This window comes from Flavobacterium ammonificans (assembly GCF_020885975.1).
Lineage (GTDB): Bacteria > Bacteroidota > Bacteroidia > Flavobacteriales > Flavobacteriaceae > Flavobacterium > Flavobacterium ammonificans.
Genome location: NZ_AP025183.1, coordinates 145,899 through 162,711, shown reverse-complemented (window position 1 = coordinate 162,711; position 16,813 = coordinate 145,899). Strand labels below are relative to the sequence as shown.

16 protein-coding genes and 2 tRNA genes are annotated in these 16,813 nt (G+C 31.8%); 4 read left to right on the top strand and 14 right to left on the bottom strand.

What is annotated here, in order from left to right:
• Positions 1-3: 3 nt before the first annotated feature.
• The 13 genes from LPC23_RS00750 to LPC23_RS00690 form a co-directional block, all read right to left on the bottom strand.
• Positions 4-774 (bottom strand): class I SAM-dependent methyltransferase, encoded by a 771-nt coding sequence (locus tag LPC23_RS00750; protein WP_229330299.1) that lies wholly within the window; start codon positions 772-774, stop codon positions 4-6.
• A gap of 91 nt (positions 775-865) precedes the next feature.
• Positions 866-1,240: a GxxExxY protein gene (locus tag LPC23_RS00745; RefSeq protein WP_229330297.1), complete on the bottom strand. Its 375-nt coding sequence runs from the start codon at positions 1,238-1,240 to the stop codon at positions 866-868.
• A gap of 66 nt (positions 1,241-1,306) precedes the next feature.
• Positions 1,307-2,125 (bottom strand): type I methionyl aminopeptidase, encoded by an 819-nt coding sequence (gene map, locus LPC23_RS00740; protein WP_229330295.1) that lies wholly within the window; start codon positions 2,123-2,125, stop codon positions 1,307-1,309.
• A 32-nt stretch (positions 2,126-2,157) separates the two neighbouring features.
• Positions 2,158-3,546, bottom strand: coding sequence for a TolC family protein (locus LPC23_RS00735; protein WP_229325558.1), 1,389 nt, complete (start codon positions 3,544-3,546; stop codon positions 2,158-2,160).
• Between the two features lie 12 nt (positions 3,547-3,558).
• A complete protein-coding gene (locus tag LPC23_RS00730) occupies positions 3,559-4,905 on the bottom strand; it encodes an HlyD family secretion protein (protein ID WP_229330293.1) in 1,347 nt (448 codons plus the stop codon).
• 5 nt (positions 4,906-4,910) lie between these two features.
• A complete protein-coding gene (locus LPC23_RS00725; RefSeq protein ID WP_229330291.1) occupies positions 4,911-6,575 on the bottom strand; it encodes a peptidase domain-containing ABC transporter in 1,665 nt (554 codons plus the stop codon).
• 6 nt (positions 6,576-6,581) lie between these two features.
• Complete coding sequence (locus LPC23_RS00720) at positions 6,582-7,253, bottom strand: TetR/AcrR family transcriptional regulator (RefSeq protein ID WP_229330289.1); 672 nt, start codon at positions 7,251-7,253, stop codon at positions 6,582-6,584.
• A 2-nt stretch (positions 7,254-7,255) separates the two neighbouring features.
• Positions 7,256-7,966, bottom strand: coding sequence for a DUF2490 domain-containing protein (locus LPC23_RS00715; RefSeq protein WP_229330287.1), 711 nt, complete (start codon positions 7,964-7,966; stop codon positions 7,256-7,258).
• A 7-nt stretch (positions 7,967-7,973) separates the two neighbouring features.
• Positions 7,974-8,669: a TerC family protein gene (locus tag LPC23_RS00710; protein ID WP_229330285.1), complete on the bottom strand. Its 696-nt coding sequence runs from the start codon at positions 8,667-8,669 to the stop codon at positions 7,974-7,976.
• A gap of 11 nt (positions 8,670-8,680) precedes the next feature.
• Positions 8,681-9,313 carry a leucine-rich repeat domain-containing protein gene (locus LPC23_RS00705; RefSeq protein ID WP_229330283.1) on the bottom strand — a complete coding sequence of 211 codons (633 nt, stop codon included), beginning with the start codon at positions 9,311-9,313 and terminating at the stop codon, positions 8,681-8,683.
• 140 nt (positions 9,314-9,453) lie between these two features.
• Positions 9,454-10,971, bottom strand: coding sequence for a 2,3-bisphosphoglycerate-independent phosphoglycerate mutase (gene gpmI, locus LPC23_RS00700; RefSeq protein WP_229330281.1), 1,518 nt, complete (start codon positions 10,969-10,971; stop codon positions 9,454-9,456).
• 120 nt (positions 10,972-11,091) lie between these two features.
• Positions 11,092-13,512: a DUF5916 domain-containing protein gene (locus tag LPC23_RS00695; RefSeq protein WP_229330278.1), complete on the bottom strand. Its 2,421-nt coding sequence runs from the start codon at positions 13,510-13,512 to the stop codon at positions 11,092-11,094.
• Between the two features lie 76 nt (positions 13,513-13,588).
• Positions 13,589-14,038 (bottom strand): GNAT family N-acetyltransferase, encoded by a 450-nt coding sequence (locus LPC23_RS00690; RefSeq protein ID WP_229330276.1) that lies wholly within the window; start codon positions 14,036-14,038, stop codon positions 13,589-13,591.
• 168 nt (positions 14,039-14,206) lie between these two features.
• On the opposite strand from LPC23_RS00690, the gene LPC23_RS00685 reads away from it, so the two are divergent.
• Positions 14,207-14,279 (top strand) — tRNA-Gly (locus tag LPC23_RS00685).
• A 48-nt stretch (positions 14,280-14,327) separates the two neighbouring features.
• Positions 14,328-14,400, top strand: a tRNA-Gly gene (locus LPC23_RS00680).
• 260 nt (positions 14,401-14,660) lie between these two features.
• On the opposite strand, the gene pepE is transcribed toward LPC23_RS00680, so the two are convergent.
• Complete coding sequence (pepE, locus tag LPC23_RS00675; RefSeq protein WP_229330274.1) at positions 14,661-15,368, bottom strand: dipeptidase PepE; 708 nt, start codon at positions 15,366-15,368, stop codon at positions 14,661-14,663.
• A 180-nt stretch (positions 15,369-15,548) separates the two neighbouring features.
• Between pepE and LPC23_RS00670 the strand changes: the two genes are divergently transcribed.
• Entirely contained in the window at positions 15,549-16,226 is a 678-nt protein-coding gene (locus LPC23_RS00670) for a carboxypeptidase-like regulatory domain-containing protein (RefSeq protein WP_229330272.1), read from the top strand.
• Positions 16,227-16,278: 52 nt separating this feature from the next.
• Entirely contained in the window at positions 16,279-16,782 is a 504-nt protein-coding gene (locus tag LPC23_RS00665; protein ID WP_229330270.1) for a DUF6702 family protein, read from the top strand.
• The last annotated feature ends 31 nt before the right edge of the window (positions 16,783-16,813 follow it).

Sequence of the window (16,813 nt, the reverse complement as noted above, 5' to 3'; positions counted from 1 at the left end):
TGTTTACTTAAAACAAACCGGTATAATTTCGCCAGGAGCCAAACAATATCGTGTTACTAATTCTGGGCTAATCTTTTTGGTATAGTCTTCTTCCACCACAGTAAATCCAATGTTTCGTAATTTGTCAAAATAATCGCGTCCGTACACTCTAACATGATCGTATTGTCCGAAAATTGCAGCGCGCTCTTTTTCGTCTGTAATCGAATCGTCAGAAAAAGTAGTGGCCCTATTTAAGTCTTGCGGTATTTGAAGAATTGCCATTCCTCCTGGTTTTAAAACGCGATACAATTCTTGCATGGCTTTCGTATCATCTGGGATATGTTCCAATACATGGTTGCAAAAAATTACATCGTATTCATTGTCTTTAAATGGTAGGTCGCAAATATCTGCTTTAATATCCGCTAATGGCGAAAATAAATCGGTAGTCGTATATTGAATATTTTTTTGTTTTTTAAAACGCTTGTAAAATTCTTGTTCAGGTGCAAAATGAAGTATGTTTTTTTTCTCAGTTGCAGTAAAAAAATCGGTTTCATTTTGTAAATACAACCATAATAAACGGTGTCTTTCTAAAGATAATGTACTTGGTGAAAGCACATTATTTCTTTGCGTTCCATAGCCATACGGCAAAAACATTCTAAAACTTTTTCCGTCAATTGGGTCATTAAATTTATTTCCTTTTAGTATAAATGCCAAAATAGGGCGAGCCATAATACTCAATCTAATTAAGATAGGGCGAGGGATGGTATTAAGTATAAATTTAAATATTTTCTTCATAATGTATAGAACACGAATTTCACTAATTGGCACAAATTGGCACAAATTATTGATATTAATTGTATGTCACCAATCTGCTTTTAATTGAAAATTATAATATAACTCTTTTGTATTTTAAGCTGTCTTCTCCAAAATTGACTAACAGTCCTAATTTATTTTTTGAAGCAGCTAAATAATTTAATGTTTGCTTTATTTCGCTACTAGATAAATTTTGAATTGCTTTAATTTCTAAAATTATTTCGTCAAATAAAACAAAATCAGCATAATAGTAATGAGGCAGAACGATTTCTTTGTATTCAATATTATATTTTACTTCTCTAGAATAGGTAATGTTATTTTTTCTAAATTCATATTCTAAAGCATCACCATAAATAACTTCACTATGTCCTTTTCCCAGAATTTTATGGACTTCCATGCAAATTCCAACAATTTTATAGCACTCTTCTTTTAAATATAAATCTTCCATAAAATTGTATTTTGTGAAATTTTTTCTTTTTTAAATTCGTGCAATTTGGTGCAATTTGTGTTTTATTTAAATCAAAGTTGGATCTTTTCTAAACTCATTTTCTTCATTACTCACAATGCCTAAAGCATCATAAATGTATTTGAAAGTCGAAAGCAATTCGGGTTTTCCATCTACTAAGGCTACATCGTGTTCAAAATGCGCTGAAGGTTTGTTGTCTGCAGTAGTAATTGTCCAACCGTCTTTATGTTGTTTGATGTTTTTGGTTCCCAGGTTAATCATTGGTTCGATGGCAACTACCATTCCTTCAACAAATAATTTTCCGCGACCTTTTTTGCCATAGTTAGGCATTTCAGGTTCTTCGTGCATTTTTTCGCCTAATCCATGTCCAACCAACTCTCTTACTACGCCATATCCATGAGCTTCGGTATATTTTTGAATGGCATTTCCAACATCTTCTACACGATTACCGGCTTTAAATTCCCGAATTCCAACATATAGGGATTCTTTAGTGATTTGCAATAACTTTTTAGTTTCAGGAGCGACATCTCCTATTTCAAAAGTATACGCATGATCGCCGTGAAAACCATTTTTGAAGGCGCCACAATCAACTGAGATGATATCTCCACTTTGTAATGGGGTGTTGTTTGGAATACCATGAACTACCTGAGTATTTGGACTCATACAGAGTGTGTTTGGAAATCCGTATAATCCTAAGAAACTAGGAACTGCTCCATGGTCTCTGATAAATTCTTCAGCTAATTTGTCAAGATGTAAAGTGGTTACTCCTTCTTTGATTTCAGAAGCAATCATTCCTAAGGTTTTAGATACAATTAAGGCGCTTTCACGCATTAATTCTATTTGTTCCTTCGATTTTACTATAATCATATCATAAAAATAAGGTTACAAAAGTAACATTATTAATCCGGATTTGCCATTATCTTAAATAATTCAGCATTTGAGTTGAAAAAACGATTTTCAAGGTTTAATTGAGATAATTGCGCAATGACTAGATTATTTTCTCTTGTATTTAAAAGAAAAATTGAACTTTCGCCAAAAGAAAACAATCGTTCTTCAGATCGAAGCATGGTACTATTGTCTTTTACTAAATCAATAATAATTTTACGTTGCCTATCAATTGATTTTATTTCTGTTTGTTGTGCATTGATTTTGTTCTTAAGTTGAACTCTCTCTAATTCTAATGACAGTCTTGTATCTTGAATTTTGAATTTGGCTAATTGCAAAGCACCTCTCTCTTTTCTAAGAAAAATGGGAAAATTAAAATTCATCCCAATTTTATAATTATTAAAATTAGTAGAATTCCAATAACTAGGCTCAGATAAATAGTGATAACCTATATCAACTTTTGGCAATAAGCTATTCGCTTTCAACTTTCTTTCCACTTCTAAAATATCAAGCTTGTTTTGAATAGCATTTATTTTAGGATGATTTTCTATAGAAATCGTACTTACTAAAAGCTCATTTATTTTCAAGGTTTCTTCAATAGATTTATCAAGATTAAATTCGGGAATAATATTGTCCTGTAATTCTAACGGAATGTTATTGTCAAGCCACAAATAGTTGGATAGTTCTAGTTTTGCTTTGATTAATTTTAATTGTGATTCTTCAAGATTTAATCGTCTATTTTTCAAAACGATTCCTGCCTCAACGCTATCAATTTGAGGTTTGTCTCCATTTTGAATTAAACTTGTAATTCCTTTAAATCGAATCTCTGCATTATTTAAATATTCTGTGTAAAGTTGTACTTCATTATAATTTCTTTTCCAGTTGAAATAAGCTAGTGAAGCATTGTAAAGCACTTCAATTGCCTGAAGTCTCCTTTCGGCTTGACTTAATTGAATTTGAATTTTTGCTTTTCTAAGGTCGGCCATCCTTTGATTAATAAATAAGCCTTGCCCTAAAGGGATGTTTATACCCAAAGAGGTTAATCCCTGATTCGGCAAAACATGCTCTGGATTGACAAAAATCCCTTCGCTATTATCAAAACCAGCTTTCACTTCGATTCCATACCAAGTAGGAATTTTAAAGCTACTATTTAAAATCGAAAAGTATTCTTTGTTTTTATACTGCTTTTTGTCAAAATCGACTTCAATTTTTGGATCAAATCCACCTCTTGCCATCATTAAATTAGCTTGGGCCATGTTGATTTCAAGATTAGCACTTTTAGCTAATGGATGAAATTTTTTTACATACCCTAAGAATTCATTATAGCTGAGCTCTTTTAAGTTTTGATCTTGTGCCCATCCAATAGATACAGAAAGGGTTAAGATTAAAATTAATTGTTTCATATACATGAAATTTTATTTTTTTTCTTTAGTATTTCCCTCTTTGGGTTGGTAATAATTAGGAGGGAAGCCATTTAAGGTTCTCCATAGTTCAAACCAAATGGGTACATTTTCTAATAAAGCAAGGGTTTGAGCGCCAGATCCCATACTAATTTGTTTTGGCCAAGCCTCTTCCTCTTTATCCGGTGCAATCAAAACTCTAAATTTACCATTGGCACTAATAAAATTTTCTACGGCTACAATTTTTCCTCCAAATGTTCCATAACTTAAGTTAGGCCAGCCAGAAAAAACGATTGTTGGCCAACCATCAAACCAAATTCTTACTTTTTCACCTTTGTGAATTAATGGTAAATCATTCGGACTCACAAATGTTTCAACGGCAATATCATATTTAGAAGGCATAATGCTTACAATTTGGGTCCCTTCTTTTATAATTTCTCCAAGTCCAGATTGCAATGCTCTATTGATGTAACCACTTTGAGGCGCCTTTATAAAGTACATTTCATTACGAATCGAATAATTTACAAATTGATTCTCAAGCTTATTCACCTGAGCTTCTGTATCATATTGATTACTTAAAGCTGTAAATTGGTCACTTCTCGCTTTTGAACCTTTCTCAGTATATTCTGCTATGATTCTATTTATTTCAACTTTAGTATTGATATACTCATTCTTACTAGTAAGTAGTTTGTTTTCTTGGGTAATAATTTTAGCCTCTACTTCTTGTAGTTTCAATCTTTTTTCTTCGACGTCAGTTAAGGGTTTTAATCCTTCTTTATTTAAAGTTACAGAACGATTGAATTGAGTTGTAGCAATTTTGATTTGTGTTTTTACCGCTTCTAAATCCATACTATCACTTTTAACTTTCAAAAGCGATTGGCGTATTTTATTTTTAGCTTGTTCTAGTTTTAGTTTTTTCTCACTCTCGATAGCATCGATTTGACTACTAAGAACATCTACTTTGCCATCATAAGATGACATAGCCATCTTTTTAGCTTCCACTTGATTCTTGATATTCTTAATCAAATTGGGATCAATATAGTCTTCTTTAATCTCAGAAATGAACAATATGGTATCTCCTTTATTGACATAATCCCCTTCATTCACATACCACTTTTCGATTCTACCGGCAATAGCCGAATGAATGGTTTGCGGTCTTTGATCTGGTTTTAAAGTAGTAACCGCACCAGAACCAGAAATATTCTGAGTCCAAGGTAGGAATAGAATTACTAATGCTATTAATGATACATACAAAATTATCTTGTTTAGTATTTTATAATGTGGACGATTAGCCAAATTTTTAACAGTACTAAACTGGTCGATATTTTCCTCTATTGGATTTTTTTTAGAAATATTAAGCATAGTTATTATTTTTTCGAATCATCAATTATTTTACCATCTTCCATTGTAATCTTTCTCGAGCATTTTTCTGCCCAATAGTTGTTTTTTGAAGATACAATAACAGTCCATTTATTATTTGAATCAGTTAAAAAGTCTATAATTTCATGAGTAGCTTTCTCATCCATTTTGTCTAACGGATCCTCTAAAAATAAAATTTTAGGTTTGTTAATTATACTTCTCGCCAGTAATATTTTTTGTGCATTAGATGACGATAATTGTCTACCATCTGGATAAATTCTAGTTTCTAGTCCATCAGGTAAAGTTTTAATAAAAGAATCTAATTTCACGCATTCAATTGCCCATTTAATATCTTCATTTGATATATCGGGATTCTTGAGTGTTATGTTCTCTAAAATACTTCCGTCAAAAGGAGTTTCTCCTTGAGTAATTACACTAATCTGAGAACGATAGTGGTTCAGATCAATTTTTCGGTAGGTATCATCATTGATAAATATAGATCCCGATGTTGGCTCCATTATTCCCGATAAAATTCTCATAAGAGTTGTTTTTCCAGACCCATTATTACCATCTAAAAATATTTTTTCCGAAGGTTCGATGATCAAATTCACGTTAGACAAAATTTCATCTGTAGAATCCGGGAATTTGAATTTAAGATTGTCTGTTGTTAATGCTATATTGGTAAAACAGAAATCTGATTTTTTAGCATTAAATTCTTCCATTTCAAGATCAACAATCTGTCCAATTTTTTCAACAGAAGTTAATACATCATACAAGCTTTCTAATCCAACAATAATTTTCTCTACTGAGTTTATTACCAGTAAAATAATGATTTCAGCAGCAACAAATTGTCCAATATTCATTTTTTGGTTTAATACCAAAAAGCCTCCAATTAATAATAAACTAGCTGTTATAATTACTTTAAATATTATAAGGTGTGTGTATTGTTGTTTAATTACCTTAAAATGTTTTTCTCTGTAATGCACGTATTCTGAAACAAGACTGTTGTTTTTTTCGAGTGCAAAAGAAAAGTTTTCCTGTTTTTTAAAACTGAAATTATTTCTAGCTATTTCTTGAAGCCAACCTACTACTTTATATTTGTATTTGGATTCTTTCATACTTGATGACAAACCTGGATAGTAAGAAAATTTGAAAATAAGATAAAGTAAAATTAACAGTAAAACTCCAAAAAAGATGAAGAAAGGATGGTATAGAGATAACAAAATAATACCAAATACAATTTGTAACAAAGCCGTTGAAAAATCAATTAATAGTTTTGAAGTTCCTTTTTGGATCGTTAAAGTATCGAAAAAGCGATTGGCTAATTCTGGCGGATACTGATTGTAAATTTCTTCAAACTTTATTTTTGGTAAACGGTAACCAAATTCAAACGATGATCGTACAAATATTTTTTGCTGCAAATTTTCAGTAATTCGTAGTTGCATCAAAGATAATATTCCGACAAGTGCTACCCCAATAACTACTACCAATACTAAAATAATCCAAGAAATACTTACTCTTCCAGCTTGGATTAAATTGATAATAGCTTGAATTCCTAAGGGCAAAGAAAGACTTACTAAACCCGAAAATATGGCATAAAAAAATATTTGAGAGATATCTTTTTTATCTACTTGTAGTAAATTATAAAATCGTTGTAATGGTGTTGGACTCATAACTTTTTATTTTAATGTTTTTTCAACTAAATCAATGTAAAAATCAGTAACAGTATTGTTATCGTTACAATCAGTAATTGTTTTTAAATGGTCTTTTAAAAAATGTTGATGAAGTGCTCCCTCCACAATAGATGAGGCAAGACTTTTTTTGAATTCATAATTCGGTTTTACTTCATTAATTATATCAATAATACGATTAATTATTCGTTTATACACTAAGAAAAAACCTTCTTTATTTTCTTCATCAACTTCTTTAGTTAGTAAAGTTTTAGTAAATTCTTGAATGATAATTTTATTTAAAATCGATTCATTAATATGTAAAGTGGCATTATCATCCTCTACTTTTTCTGTAACAACTATAATGGCTTTTTTGAGTTTCTCCATCGCATTTTCAATGTTGCTGGTGCCAAATACTAATTTATATTCTATCCATCCCCAATACCAAGAAGATAAATACAACATCAGTTTGTGTTTGCTTTCAAAATAACGGTATATGGAGCTTTCATTAGAATTTATTTTTTCACCCAACTTTTTAAAGGTGAAGTTTTCAAAACCAATTTCGTCAATTAACAAAATACTGTGTTCAATTATTTTCTTTCCAAGTTCAGATGTCTCGGGATTTTTTACGTATAATTTGTTATTAACTGAAATGATTATATTTGAAAGTATACTCTGCATAATTAATCGTGTATAATTGGGGAAAAATCATTTTTATTAGTCAAATCTAAAGTGTAAAGTACAGCTATATTTAGAAAGTCTCTACCTGTTTCGTCATTTATTTTATAATCAAATTGATGAATGTAGCCTGATTGCACTGCGATTTTATTAGATAACTCATAGCCAATGCCCAAGAATAGTCGATTTCTTTCAAAAAAAGGTTCGTTGTCTGTAAAGAAAATTTCATTCCAGGCTGTAAAATAATAGGTTTTCGGAATAATTTTTTTGTTATTAATTGGAATTACAGTTCCTATTCTATACCTAAATCTGTTTCTAAAGCCATTGGATGTAAAACGTTGTTCAGCTCTATATCGATGTTCTATTGTGGCTAAGCGAAATTCATTTTTTAAGTTCAATTGAAACCAACTTCGAATTTCGCTATTTTGCATAGGCAACTCAAAATTTCCTCCTTCGCTATAGGTGTTGTATGAACCAAGTCCAGTAGTCATTGCAAAATTAGTGTTTAATTTATAGGAGACTCCGCCTTTGTATTCATAGTAGTGAAATTGATTATAGAAAGACAAGCTCCTTAACTGAGTTTCAAAAAACACATTCCATTTTGGGCTAGTTTTAAATGTAAAATTTAACACATTCCAACTCCCAAGTTCATTTTGAGAGTGGATTGTTCCAAAAATCATAACAAATAAAAGAGAAATGTATCCTTTCAATTTCATATACTGATTATTCTTTTTTTGGTGTTGTTTTCATTTGAATTATGTCTACTAAAAATGCAAATGCCATTGAAAAATAAATATATCCTTTAGGAATTTCAAAATGCAAGCCTTCTGCAATTAAAGACACTCCAATCATCATCAGGAAACACAAAGCTAAGATTTTAAAAGATGGGTGTTTGTAAATAAATTCACTGATTGGTTTTGATGCAAATAGCATAATTATTACTGTAACAATTACAGCAGTGTACATTACCCAAAGTTCATTTACCATTCCGACAGCCGTAATAATAGAATCAACTGAAAACACTAAATCTAATAGAATTACCTCGCCAAGTAACTTGCTAAATTTTCTAACTTTAGTTTTGTTTTCTGTATTTGAGTTTGCTGCTTCTGTTTTGTGATGAATTTCTTTAGTACTCTTGTAAATTAAAAAGAGACCTCCAAGTATTAAAATAATTCCTTTTCCTGTAAATTCAGTATCAAGAATAGAAAATAAGGTTGTGTCAAGTTTTAAAATCCAAGAGATAAACCCTAATAAAATCAATCTCATTACCATAGCAAGTCCCATTCCCCAATAGCGTAGTTTGCTTCTCTGGTCTTCGGGAAGTTTGTCAGCTAGTATTGAAATGAAAATAATGTTGTCTATTCCTAGAATTACTTCTAGTGCAATCAATGAAATTAATGGAATAATGGCATCTAACATATCTATATAAATTAAAAGTTTATTTTAAAACCGAAGTTTATATTTTGTAAATCTTGAAATTCAGGTTTAATCTTATTGTTACTTAAATCCAGAAACTTAAGGTGATTCAAAGGTTCAAGTCTTGGGATTTCTATGAACTTATTTTCGTTGAGGTATAGAAATTCCAAATTTTTAAAAAGTAACATTTCACTTGGCAAAGAAGATAAATTGTCGTTTTCAAGGTGAAGTGATTTTAAGTTGGGAAGTTTTGCTAAAACTTCTAATGTTTTTGGCAAATCAATATTTTTCTCGTCATTAAGATAGACTTCTTCTAAGTTAATTAAATTAGAAAAACTTTCAGGTAGTTTTTTAAAATCATTACCACTTAAATCAATTGTTTTTAATGATTTTATTTTAGTTAATCCAACAGGGATTTCTTTTAGATGGTCATTTTTTAAATTGATATATTCTAAATTTTTAAATTTAGACCAATCGATAGTAGACCATTTAATTTCTTGATTACTTAAGTTCAATCTGTACACCTTTTCTGGATTCTTTAAGGCTTCATTAATTTTTGTGAATTCTTTAGATTTATCTTCTGACTGGCCCAAGATGCTTTGAGAAATCAGAATGCATAAAATAATAATGATGTTAATTTTTTTCATTGTATTCACATTTAAGATTGGTTATACAAATTTAATTGCAAATATAATAGTATTACTATCAATATTGAAAATTTAACTTTTAATTATAAAAAAAAGCTGTTCTTTCGGAACAGCTTTTTTTTATAATTTAATTTCGTTTTTTATAATAACGAATGACTCGTCATAGCAGCAGGTTGAGCTACGCCCATCAATTCTAGAATTGTAGGCGCAATATCACCTAAAACACCATCATTAATTTTCTTTAACTCTTTGTCAACCAAAATAATTGGCACTGGATTGGTAGTGTGCGCCGTATTTGGCGATCCATCAGGATTAATCATAGTTTCACAGTTTCCGTGATCTGCTATGATAATAGTGGTATAATCATTGGCTAAGGCTGCTTCTACAACTTCCTTTACGCAAACATCCACAGCTTCACAAGCTTTGATTGCGGCTTCCATAATTCCGGTATGTCCCACCATATCTCCGTTGGCAAAGTTCAAACAAACAAAATCTACTTCCCCTTTATGCAATTCAGGAACCAAAGCGTCTTTCAATTCGTAAGCACTCATTTCAGGCTGCAAATCGTAAGTAGCCACTTTTGGAGAGTTTCTTAAGATGCGCGTCTCACCCTCAAAAGGTGTTTCTCTTCCGCCAGAAAAGAAAAACGTAACATGCGGATATTTCTCTGTTTCGGCAATACGAATTTGCTTTTTGTTGGCTTTTTCTAAAACTTCTCCTAAAGTTTCTGTGATGTTGTCTTTATTATACACCACTTTAACATTTTGGTAGGTTTCGTCGTAATTAGTAAGCGTAACATAGTACAAATTCAATTTGTGCATGTTTTGCTCGTGAAAATCTTGTTGCGAAAGTGCTTCTGTCAATTCACGACCTCTATCCGTTCTAAAGTTGAAGAAAATAACGACATCGTCTTCTTGAATTACAGCTGATGGTTCGCCATTGGCATCCACAGCAACCAAGGGTTGAATAAATTCATCTGTAAAATCGTTTCCATAGCTAGTAGCTATAGAAGTAACTACATCAGTTGTTGCGGTACCCGTTCCGTGAACTACTAAATCGTAGGCTAGTTTTACTCGTTCCCAACGTTTGTCACGATCCATTGCGTAATAACGCCCAATAACTGAAGCTATTTTTACCGGTGTTGGCGCAATATAATCTTGTAAATCTTGTAAATATTTTCTTCCTGATTTTGGATCCACATCACGACCATCAGTAAAGGCGTGTATGAATACTTTGACTAGTCCGTATTCTTGAGAAGCATCAATCAGTCCTCTTAAATGAGAAGTGTGTGAGTGAACCCCTCCATCTGAAACCAAACCTAAGAAGTGTACTTTTTTATCATTGGCTTTTGCGTAATTAAAAGCGTCAATCAATACTTGTTCTTTAGCTAAGGTTTTATTGGCTACAGCCAAATTAATTTTAGCTAAATCTTGGTATACAATTCGTCCTGCCCCAAGGTTCATATGACCTACTTCTGAATTTCCCATTTGGCCTTCAGGTAAACCTACGTTTAAACCGTCTGTTCGCAATTGAGCACTTGGATATTTTGTGTATAAACTGTTGATGAATGGCACGTTGGCATTGTCTATAGCAGATACTTTTGGGTCAGGCGATTTCCCCCAACCGTCTAAAATCATCAGGATAACTTTCTTGTTCATTGGAATTTATTTTAAGCAAAGGTAAGTTATTTCAAAAAATCTTTTTTAGTAAGATTTGTAATTTGCAACTGTATTAGAAAGCATTAACAAATCCATTACAATTTGTTTGAAAAATTCGAATTAACTGGATTTTTTACTCTTAAGTGAGTTGTAATCGATAAAATAACGAACACTGATAGAGAATACATTGTCTAAGTTGTTTTTATCAATTACTTTTCTAAGGTTACTGCTAATGCCTTGTTGGAATTCGTTTTCAAAAAGAGCAGCATTATTTCGATATAAAATAGAAATTTGACTCCCTGGGGCAAACCACCACGAATAGGATAAGTCCAGATTCCATGCATTAAAAATAGAATCACTATTTTCTGTAAAATTCAATGTCTTTTTTAACGTACCATCATTATTCAAACTATAGTACTGGCTATAAATAGCATAACTCAAATAATGACGTAGCGATAAGTTTAAGTTCATGTCGCTATTGATTGTGAACTTACTTTGTATAGAGTTAACATAAGTGCTTCGATCTCTTCGACCCATAAAGATTTCTTTAGTACTACTGTTATTTCCAACATAGCCTAAATTATTATTTTGTTGACTATAATCAATAGTGTAATTCAAAGAAAATTGATTTGAAAATCGGTATCTTGGAGAGAACGAAAATCCATATCCAGTTCGGCCTTTTTCATTAGCTATTCCAAAAGAAGGATTTATATCAACTGCAAATTTATTATTATAGTTAGATGAAAAATAAAGATAAGCATTAAATACTTCCGGAATCTCAAGAAAACGCATTTGGTTTTGGGTTCGGGGTTCATAAAAATCATAGGTTTTTATAGGTCTTGTATTAAATCCTCCTCCAAAATAATTGTTTTTTTTATTCATAGAATTCAAATTAAGATTCAACATTCCTTGTTGAATTCTCCCTGTTCTATTATCAAATTCAGAATAAAGATTGACATAGATGTCAAACATATTAAAGGTATTGGTGGGTTTTAAAAGGCGATAGCTCCAATTGGAATAAAGTGAATGGAAATTAGCTTGAAATTGAATTCCCATATCATCTTTGTCAAAATCTTTAGAAATGTATTCAGCTCCAAAACCATATTGAAATTTTCCACTAGTTTCTCCAAAATTCAATCTTGAAGTATATCCTATTTTAGTGTCAGAACTAGTTTCGTTTACTGCACTAAACTTGTAATCTCCGGATAAATTGTAGGTATTTTTTTTCGTATTTAAGTCAAATAAAACAGCAGATACATTGGCATCACGCCCACTTCCATTTCGGGTCACGTTCGTATTAACAAATGAGACGGACGAATTTGTTCCAAAACGCTGATCAAGTACCAAAGCATTATAATTTGCCAATGGTTCTACAATTGCTTTTCGTGTTTCACCAGTTAGATTATTGGTAATAATTGCCTCTGTTTTTTCAGTGACAGCATTTAAAACTCCCACACCTAATCCGCCTTTTGTTCTTCCAGATATTTTTAAAGCATTTAGCAAATTTATTTTAGATGGGTTTGAAGAAACAACCTCGTCATCAGATACTTGTGGGCTAATGGAAGGATTTCCTCCAATTCTTCTTGAATAAAATAAATCACCTTTATTAAACAATTCAGTTCCTTCATTAAAAAAAGGACGATTTTCATTGAATTGTTGTTCAAAAGGCCCAAGGTTCAAAATCACATTATCAAAGGCAGCTTGTCCAAAGTCAGGAACTAAAATCGCATCTAATGTAAAGGCATCATTAAGGCCGTATTTAATATCTAACCCGCCTTTAAAATCATATTTTGTGCTTTGATTTGGCCTTGAATTTAAGTAAAACGAGGTGTACGGAATTAAAAATAATCGGGTAGGAGTGACTATATTTTCTATACCTTCCAAAATACCTTCTTGATTGCCTCTAGAATTAATTTTATTGTCAATTAGATTCCAAGAGTAAAATGTTCGAGCTCTTCTAAAGTCCCTTATAAAGTTGACTCCCCAAGTTTGTTTTTTTTCAGAAGAAAATCGCAGCGCTGCATACGGGATTCTAATTTCAGCAGTCCAGCCAAAATCTGTAATTTGTGTTTTACTTTCCCAAATGGCATCCCAAGAGGAGTCTTCGCCATTACTTTCAGTAAAAAGAAAATCTTCTTGAACTCCTGCAGCACTTACTAAAAAACTAAATTCTTGTTGTCCATCATTGTAGCCATTCAAAAAAATCCCAATTCTATCAGCTATACCAGAATTATCACGTTGGCTAAGTTCTTTTAATATTTTTGCTGGCTCATCATCATACATTGTTGCTCCAAAATAAATGGCTTCGTTGTCATAAACCACTTTCACTTCGGTACGTTTTTCATTGGGTTCAGCTGTTCCATTCCCGGGCATCCACATTACAAAGTCTTTTGCAGGAATTGCTTTCGCCCAAATACCTTCATTGAAAATGCCGTCAATCGTAATCTTTTCATTGCTATAAACTGAGGTTACACTCTTTTTCTGGGAGTATAGAAAAGAATACATAAACAGTAGGCTAATGCAAAAGATTACTTTTTTCATTAAAAGATTTTTAAACTAGGTTGAGGTATCATACCTTATTGTATGGTAAATTAGTTCGTAGAGTTTGTATGACAAGTTACTTTTTTGTTACAGCTTTGTACATTAAAAAATGAGGTCCGACATCTGTAATTTCAAATTCAGAACCAATTGTTACATAGCCCATTTTTTCATAGAAACCAACCGCAGAAGTTCGGGCATTGAACCAAATTAATGTTGCGTTTTGCGACAAACAAAAATCTTCAGCTTTTTGTACTAAGGCTTCTCCAATTCCTTGTTTTTGATGTGAACTCAAAACCGCCATACCTCTTATTTGATATGACTTTTGTTTTGAAAAGTGATCATTTCCAATTTCAAATAATGAGATAACGCCAACAAGTGTTCCGTTTAAATAATACCCAAAATGATGTGTGGTAAGTAAATCATCACCGTTAAAATGACAAGTTTCAATAGGTTTTCCAAAGCGTAAAACTAAATGTCTAACGGGATAAGTGTCAAATGGGGCAATTTTTTGAATTGAATAGTTCATTTAGTTAAGCTCATTTTTTTACAAATTAAAGAGATAATAATTTCATACTAAAATATTTATGAATTTAGTTGAGGTCATTTAGTGTTATTTCTACTATCGTACTTTATATTTTTTCGAAAAAAACTTGCATTGATGGAAAGTAATTATTTATATTTGCACCGTTGTAATGCGAAAGTAGCTCAGTTGGTAGAGCTCCAGCCTTCCAAGCTGGTTGTCGCGAGTTCGAGCCTCGTCTTTCGCTCTATAAAGCCTCAAATCTGATTTGAGGTTTTTTATTTACTGTTTTTATGCGAAAGTAGCTCAGTTGGTAGAGCTCCAGCCTTCCAAGCTGGTTGTCGCGAGTTCGAGCCTCGTCTTTCGCTCTTTTAAGCCGAAACTTTTGTTTCGGCTTTTTTATTTTCTACATTCAAATGGATGAACCACATAGCAACATAGGTCCTTTTGGTAAACAAAAAGAAAAGATAGAAATAATGGTATTTTCACATAGCTATGTGAATAGAGAAACGTCTATCTATATCTTTTAAAAGCTATCCTTTCTATGTTTCTATGTGGTAAAAAGTTTGAAATTAATCTGCGAATCTGCGGTTAAATATTTGCTACGGATTGCACGGATAGAACAGAATTATTTTATATAGCTTAAATCGAAACCGCTTTCTAATTCCTCAGGATCTTGGTTTTGTCTAAAAAGACGTGCTTTGAGATTGCCTTTCAATGTAATTGCTTCTCCTTTTATCTCTAACCAACTTCCTTCACGTAATCCTAAAACAGGAATAGAATTGAAAGAATGAAATTCTTTAATTCGGTCTTCTCGGGTTTCTCCCATATGATTGGAGGGCTTGTCATTATCTATATAATGCGGATTTAAATTAAAAGGAATCATTCCTAAAGTTTGAAAGCTTTGCGGATAAACGATAGGCATGTCATTTGTAGTTTGCATTGTCAATCCTGCAATATTACTTCCAGCACTAGTTCCTAAGTAAGGTGTGCCGCTTTTTAGTTTTTGAGCTAAAACTTCCATGACTTTGCATTTGTACAATTGCGAAACCAATACAAAAGTATTTCCGCCACCAGTAAATATTCCTTCCGCTTTTTCTATTGCCTCTATCGGATTTTCAAATTCATGAATACCTTTTACGATTATATTTATTTTGGCGAAAGCCAAAGCTACTTTGGTGGTGTATTCCTCGTGAGTTATTCCGCCAGATCGAGCATAAGGAATAAATAAAACCGTTTTGCAGTCTTTAAAATGAAGTTCTAATTCTGGAAGTAGGTATTCTAAATAATCACCTTTATAAAGAGTAGAAGTACTTGCTAGGAGTAGGTTTTTCATTATTTTAATTTTAAAAATGAGTGTAAAGATACCAATCAACTTTTTTAATTAACAAATAATTACCAACTTCTTAGTGACGAATTTAAGTCGTATCTATTATTTTTGTTGGTATTGTTTTAAGCAGTACTTCTTCGTATAGTAAAATTTTTTTGTAGCATCTTTTTCTTTATTATTTCTCAATTGTATTCTCAGAACCAAGTTCCAAGAAGAATTGAAGGGAAAGTAGCTGCTGATTTTTCTAATTTAGAAGGGATTTATGTGGTAAACACTTCTTCAGAAAAAAGTACTACCACTAATAGTGAAGGTCATTTTTCAATTGAGGCCAAAGCAGGAGAGATCTTATTGCTTTCGGCAATGAATTTTAAAGAAGTGAAAATTGTATTGTCTGAATCAGATTTCAGTAAAAAATGGTTGGTTGTTAGTATGCAACCCATAGTGAATGAGTTAAAAGAGGTAATCGTTGGGAGTTCTTCTATTTCTGCTGAGTCCCTTGGAATCATTCCCTACGGACAAAAAAAGTACACCCCTGCTGAAAGAAAAATTTTTACTGCAACATCTGGATTTGGAATAGATCCGATTCTAAATCTTATTTCTGGAAGAACCAATATGCTTAAAAAAGAATTGGAGATAGAAAAAAAAGAAGGCTACTTAATTCAGCTTGAAAATTTATTTCAACCCGAATTTTATATTCATTCTATGCATATACCACAGCTACACGTCAAAGGGTTTTTATATTTTCTGGTTGAAAACCCTAAGTTTATTAGTGTCTTGAAAACAAAAAACCGAACAGCTATTGAGTTTTCAATGAGTGAATTGGCGGTGCAATTCAATGAAATGATTGCGTTTAAAAAGGAATGATAATTCATCGGATAATTCAAGAAAGTTTTAAAAGATTTTCTATTTTTGAAAGATGAAAAAAACAATACTCCTTGCCTTTCTAAGTTTTTTACTATGCAGCTTTTCGTCTTTTGAAATGCATAAGTTTTATATGGCTATTTTTCAGGTCAACTATGCTCCTGAGAAAAAGATGCTTCAGGTAACATCGAGAATCTTTATTGACGATTTAAATCAAGCTCTTGAAAAAAAATACGGTAAAAAAACGAATATAGGACATGAAAAAGAAGATGTTGAAGATATTGCAATACTCAAAAAATACTTTGCAGAGAATTTGGTTTTTAAAGTTAACGGTCAAACTAAAACTGTTCTTTTTTTAAGTAAGGAACAAGAAGGCGATCTACTAATTTGTTATGGTCGTGTAGCTGATGTTGCGAAATTTAATTCGGTAGAAATTACCAATACAGTATTGACGCATTGGAATTCAGATCAACAAAATATTTTGCATTTTAATGCATTTGGAGATAAAAAAACAGTACTTTTCACCTCCTCTAAAAAAACGGAGGTATTAAAATTTTAATTATTTTTATACGATTATATTTAAATTAACT

What these genes read in the sequence shown, in the direction of transcription:
- LPC23_RS00730 (WP_229330293.1), bottom strand. Translation starts at nt 4,905, where the DNA reads ATGCTTAATATTTCTAAAAAAAATCCAATAGAGGAAAATATCGACCAG.
- LPC23_RS00745 (WP_229330297.1), bottom strand. Translation starts at nt 1,240, where the DNA reads ATGGAAGATTTATATTTAAAAGAAGAGTGCTATAAAATTGTTGGAATT.
- LPC23_RS00735 (WP_229325558.1), bottom strand. Translation starts at nt 3,546, where the DNA reads ATGAAACAATTAATTTTAATCTTAACCCTTTCTGTATCTATTGGATGG.
- map (WP_229330295.1), bottom strand. Translation starts at nt 2,125, where the DNA reads ATGATTATAGTAAAATCGAAGGAACAAATAGAATTAATGCGTGAAAGC.
- gpmI (WP_229330281.1), bottom strand. Translation starts at nt 10,971, where the DNA reads ATGAACAAGAAAGTTATCCTGATGATTTTAGACGGTTGGGGGAAATCG.
- LPC23_RS00710 (WP_229330285.1), bottom strand. Translation starts at nt 8,669, where the DNA reads ATGTTAGATGCCATTATTCCATTAATTTCATTGATTGCACTAGAAGTA.
- LPC23_RS00715 (WP_229330287.1), bottom strand. Translation starts at nt 7,966, where the DNA reads ATGAAATTGAAAGGATACATTTCTCTTTTATTTGTTATGATTTTTGGA.
- LPC23_RS00750 (WP_229330299.1), bottom strand. Translation starts at nt 774, where the DNA reads ATGAAGAAAATATTTAAATTTATACTTAATACCATCCCTCGCCCTATC.
- pepE (WP_229330274.1), bottom strand. Translation starts at nt 15,368, where the DNA reads ATGAAAAACCTACTCCTAGCAAGTACTTCTACTCTTTATAAAGGTGAT.
- LPC23_RS00665 (WP_229330270.1), top strand. Translation starts at nt 16,279, where the DNA reads ATGAAAAAAACAATACTCCTTGCCTTTCTAAGTTTTTTACTATGCAGC.
- LPC23_RS00725 (WP_229330291.1), bottom strand. Translation starts at nt 6,575, where the DNA reads ATGAGTCCAACACCATTACAACGATTTTATAATTTACTACAAGTAGAT.
- LPC23_RS00690 (WP_229330276.1), bottom strand. Translation starts at nt 14,038, where the DNA reads ATGAACTATTCAATTCAAAAAATTGCCCCATTTGACACTTATCCCGTT.
- LPC23_RS00705 (WP_229330283.1), bottom strand. Translation starts at nt 9,313, where the DNA reads ATGAAAAAAATTAACATCATTATTATTTTATGCATTCTGATTTCTCAA.
- LPC23_RS00695 (WP_229330278.1), bottom strand. Translation starts at nt 13,512, where the DNA reads ATGAAAAAAGTAATCTTTTGCATTAGCCTACTGTTTATGTATTCTTTT.
- LPC23_RS00720 (WP_229330289.1), bottom strand. Translation starts at nt 7,253, where the DNA reads ATGCAGAGTATACTTTCAAATATAATCATTTCAGTTAATAACAAATTA.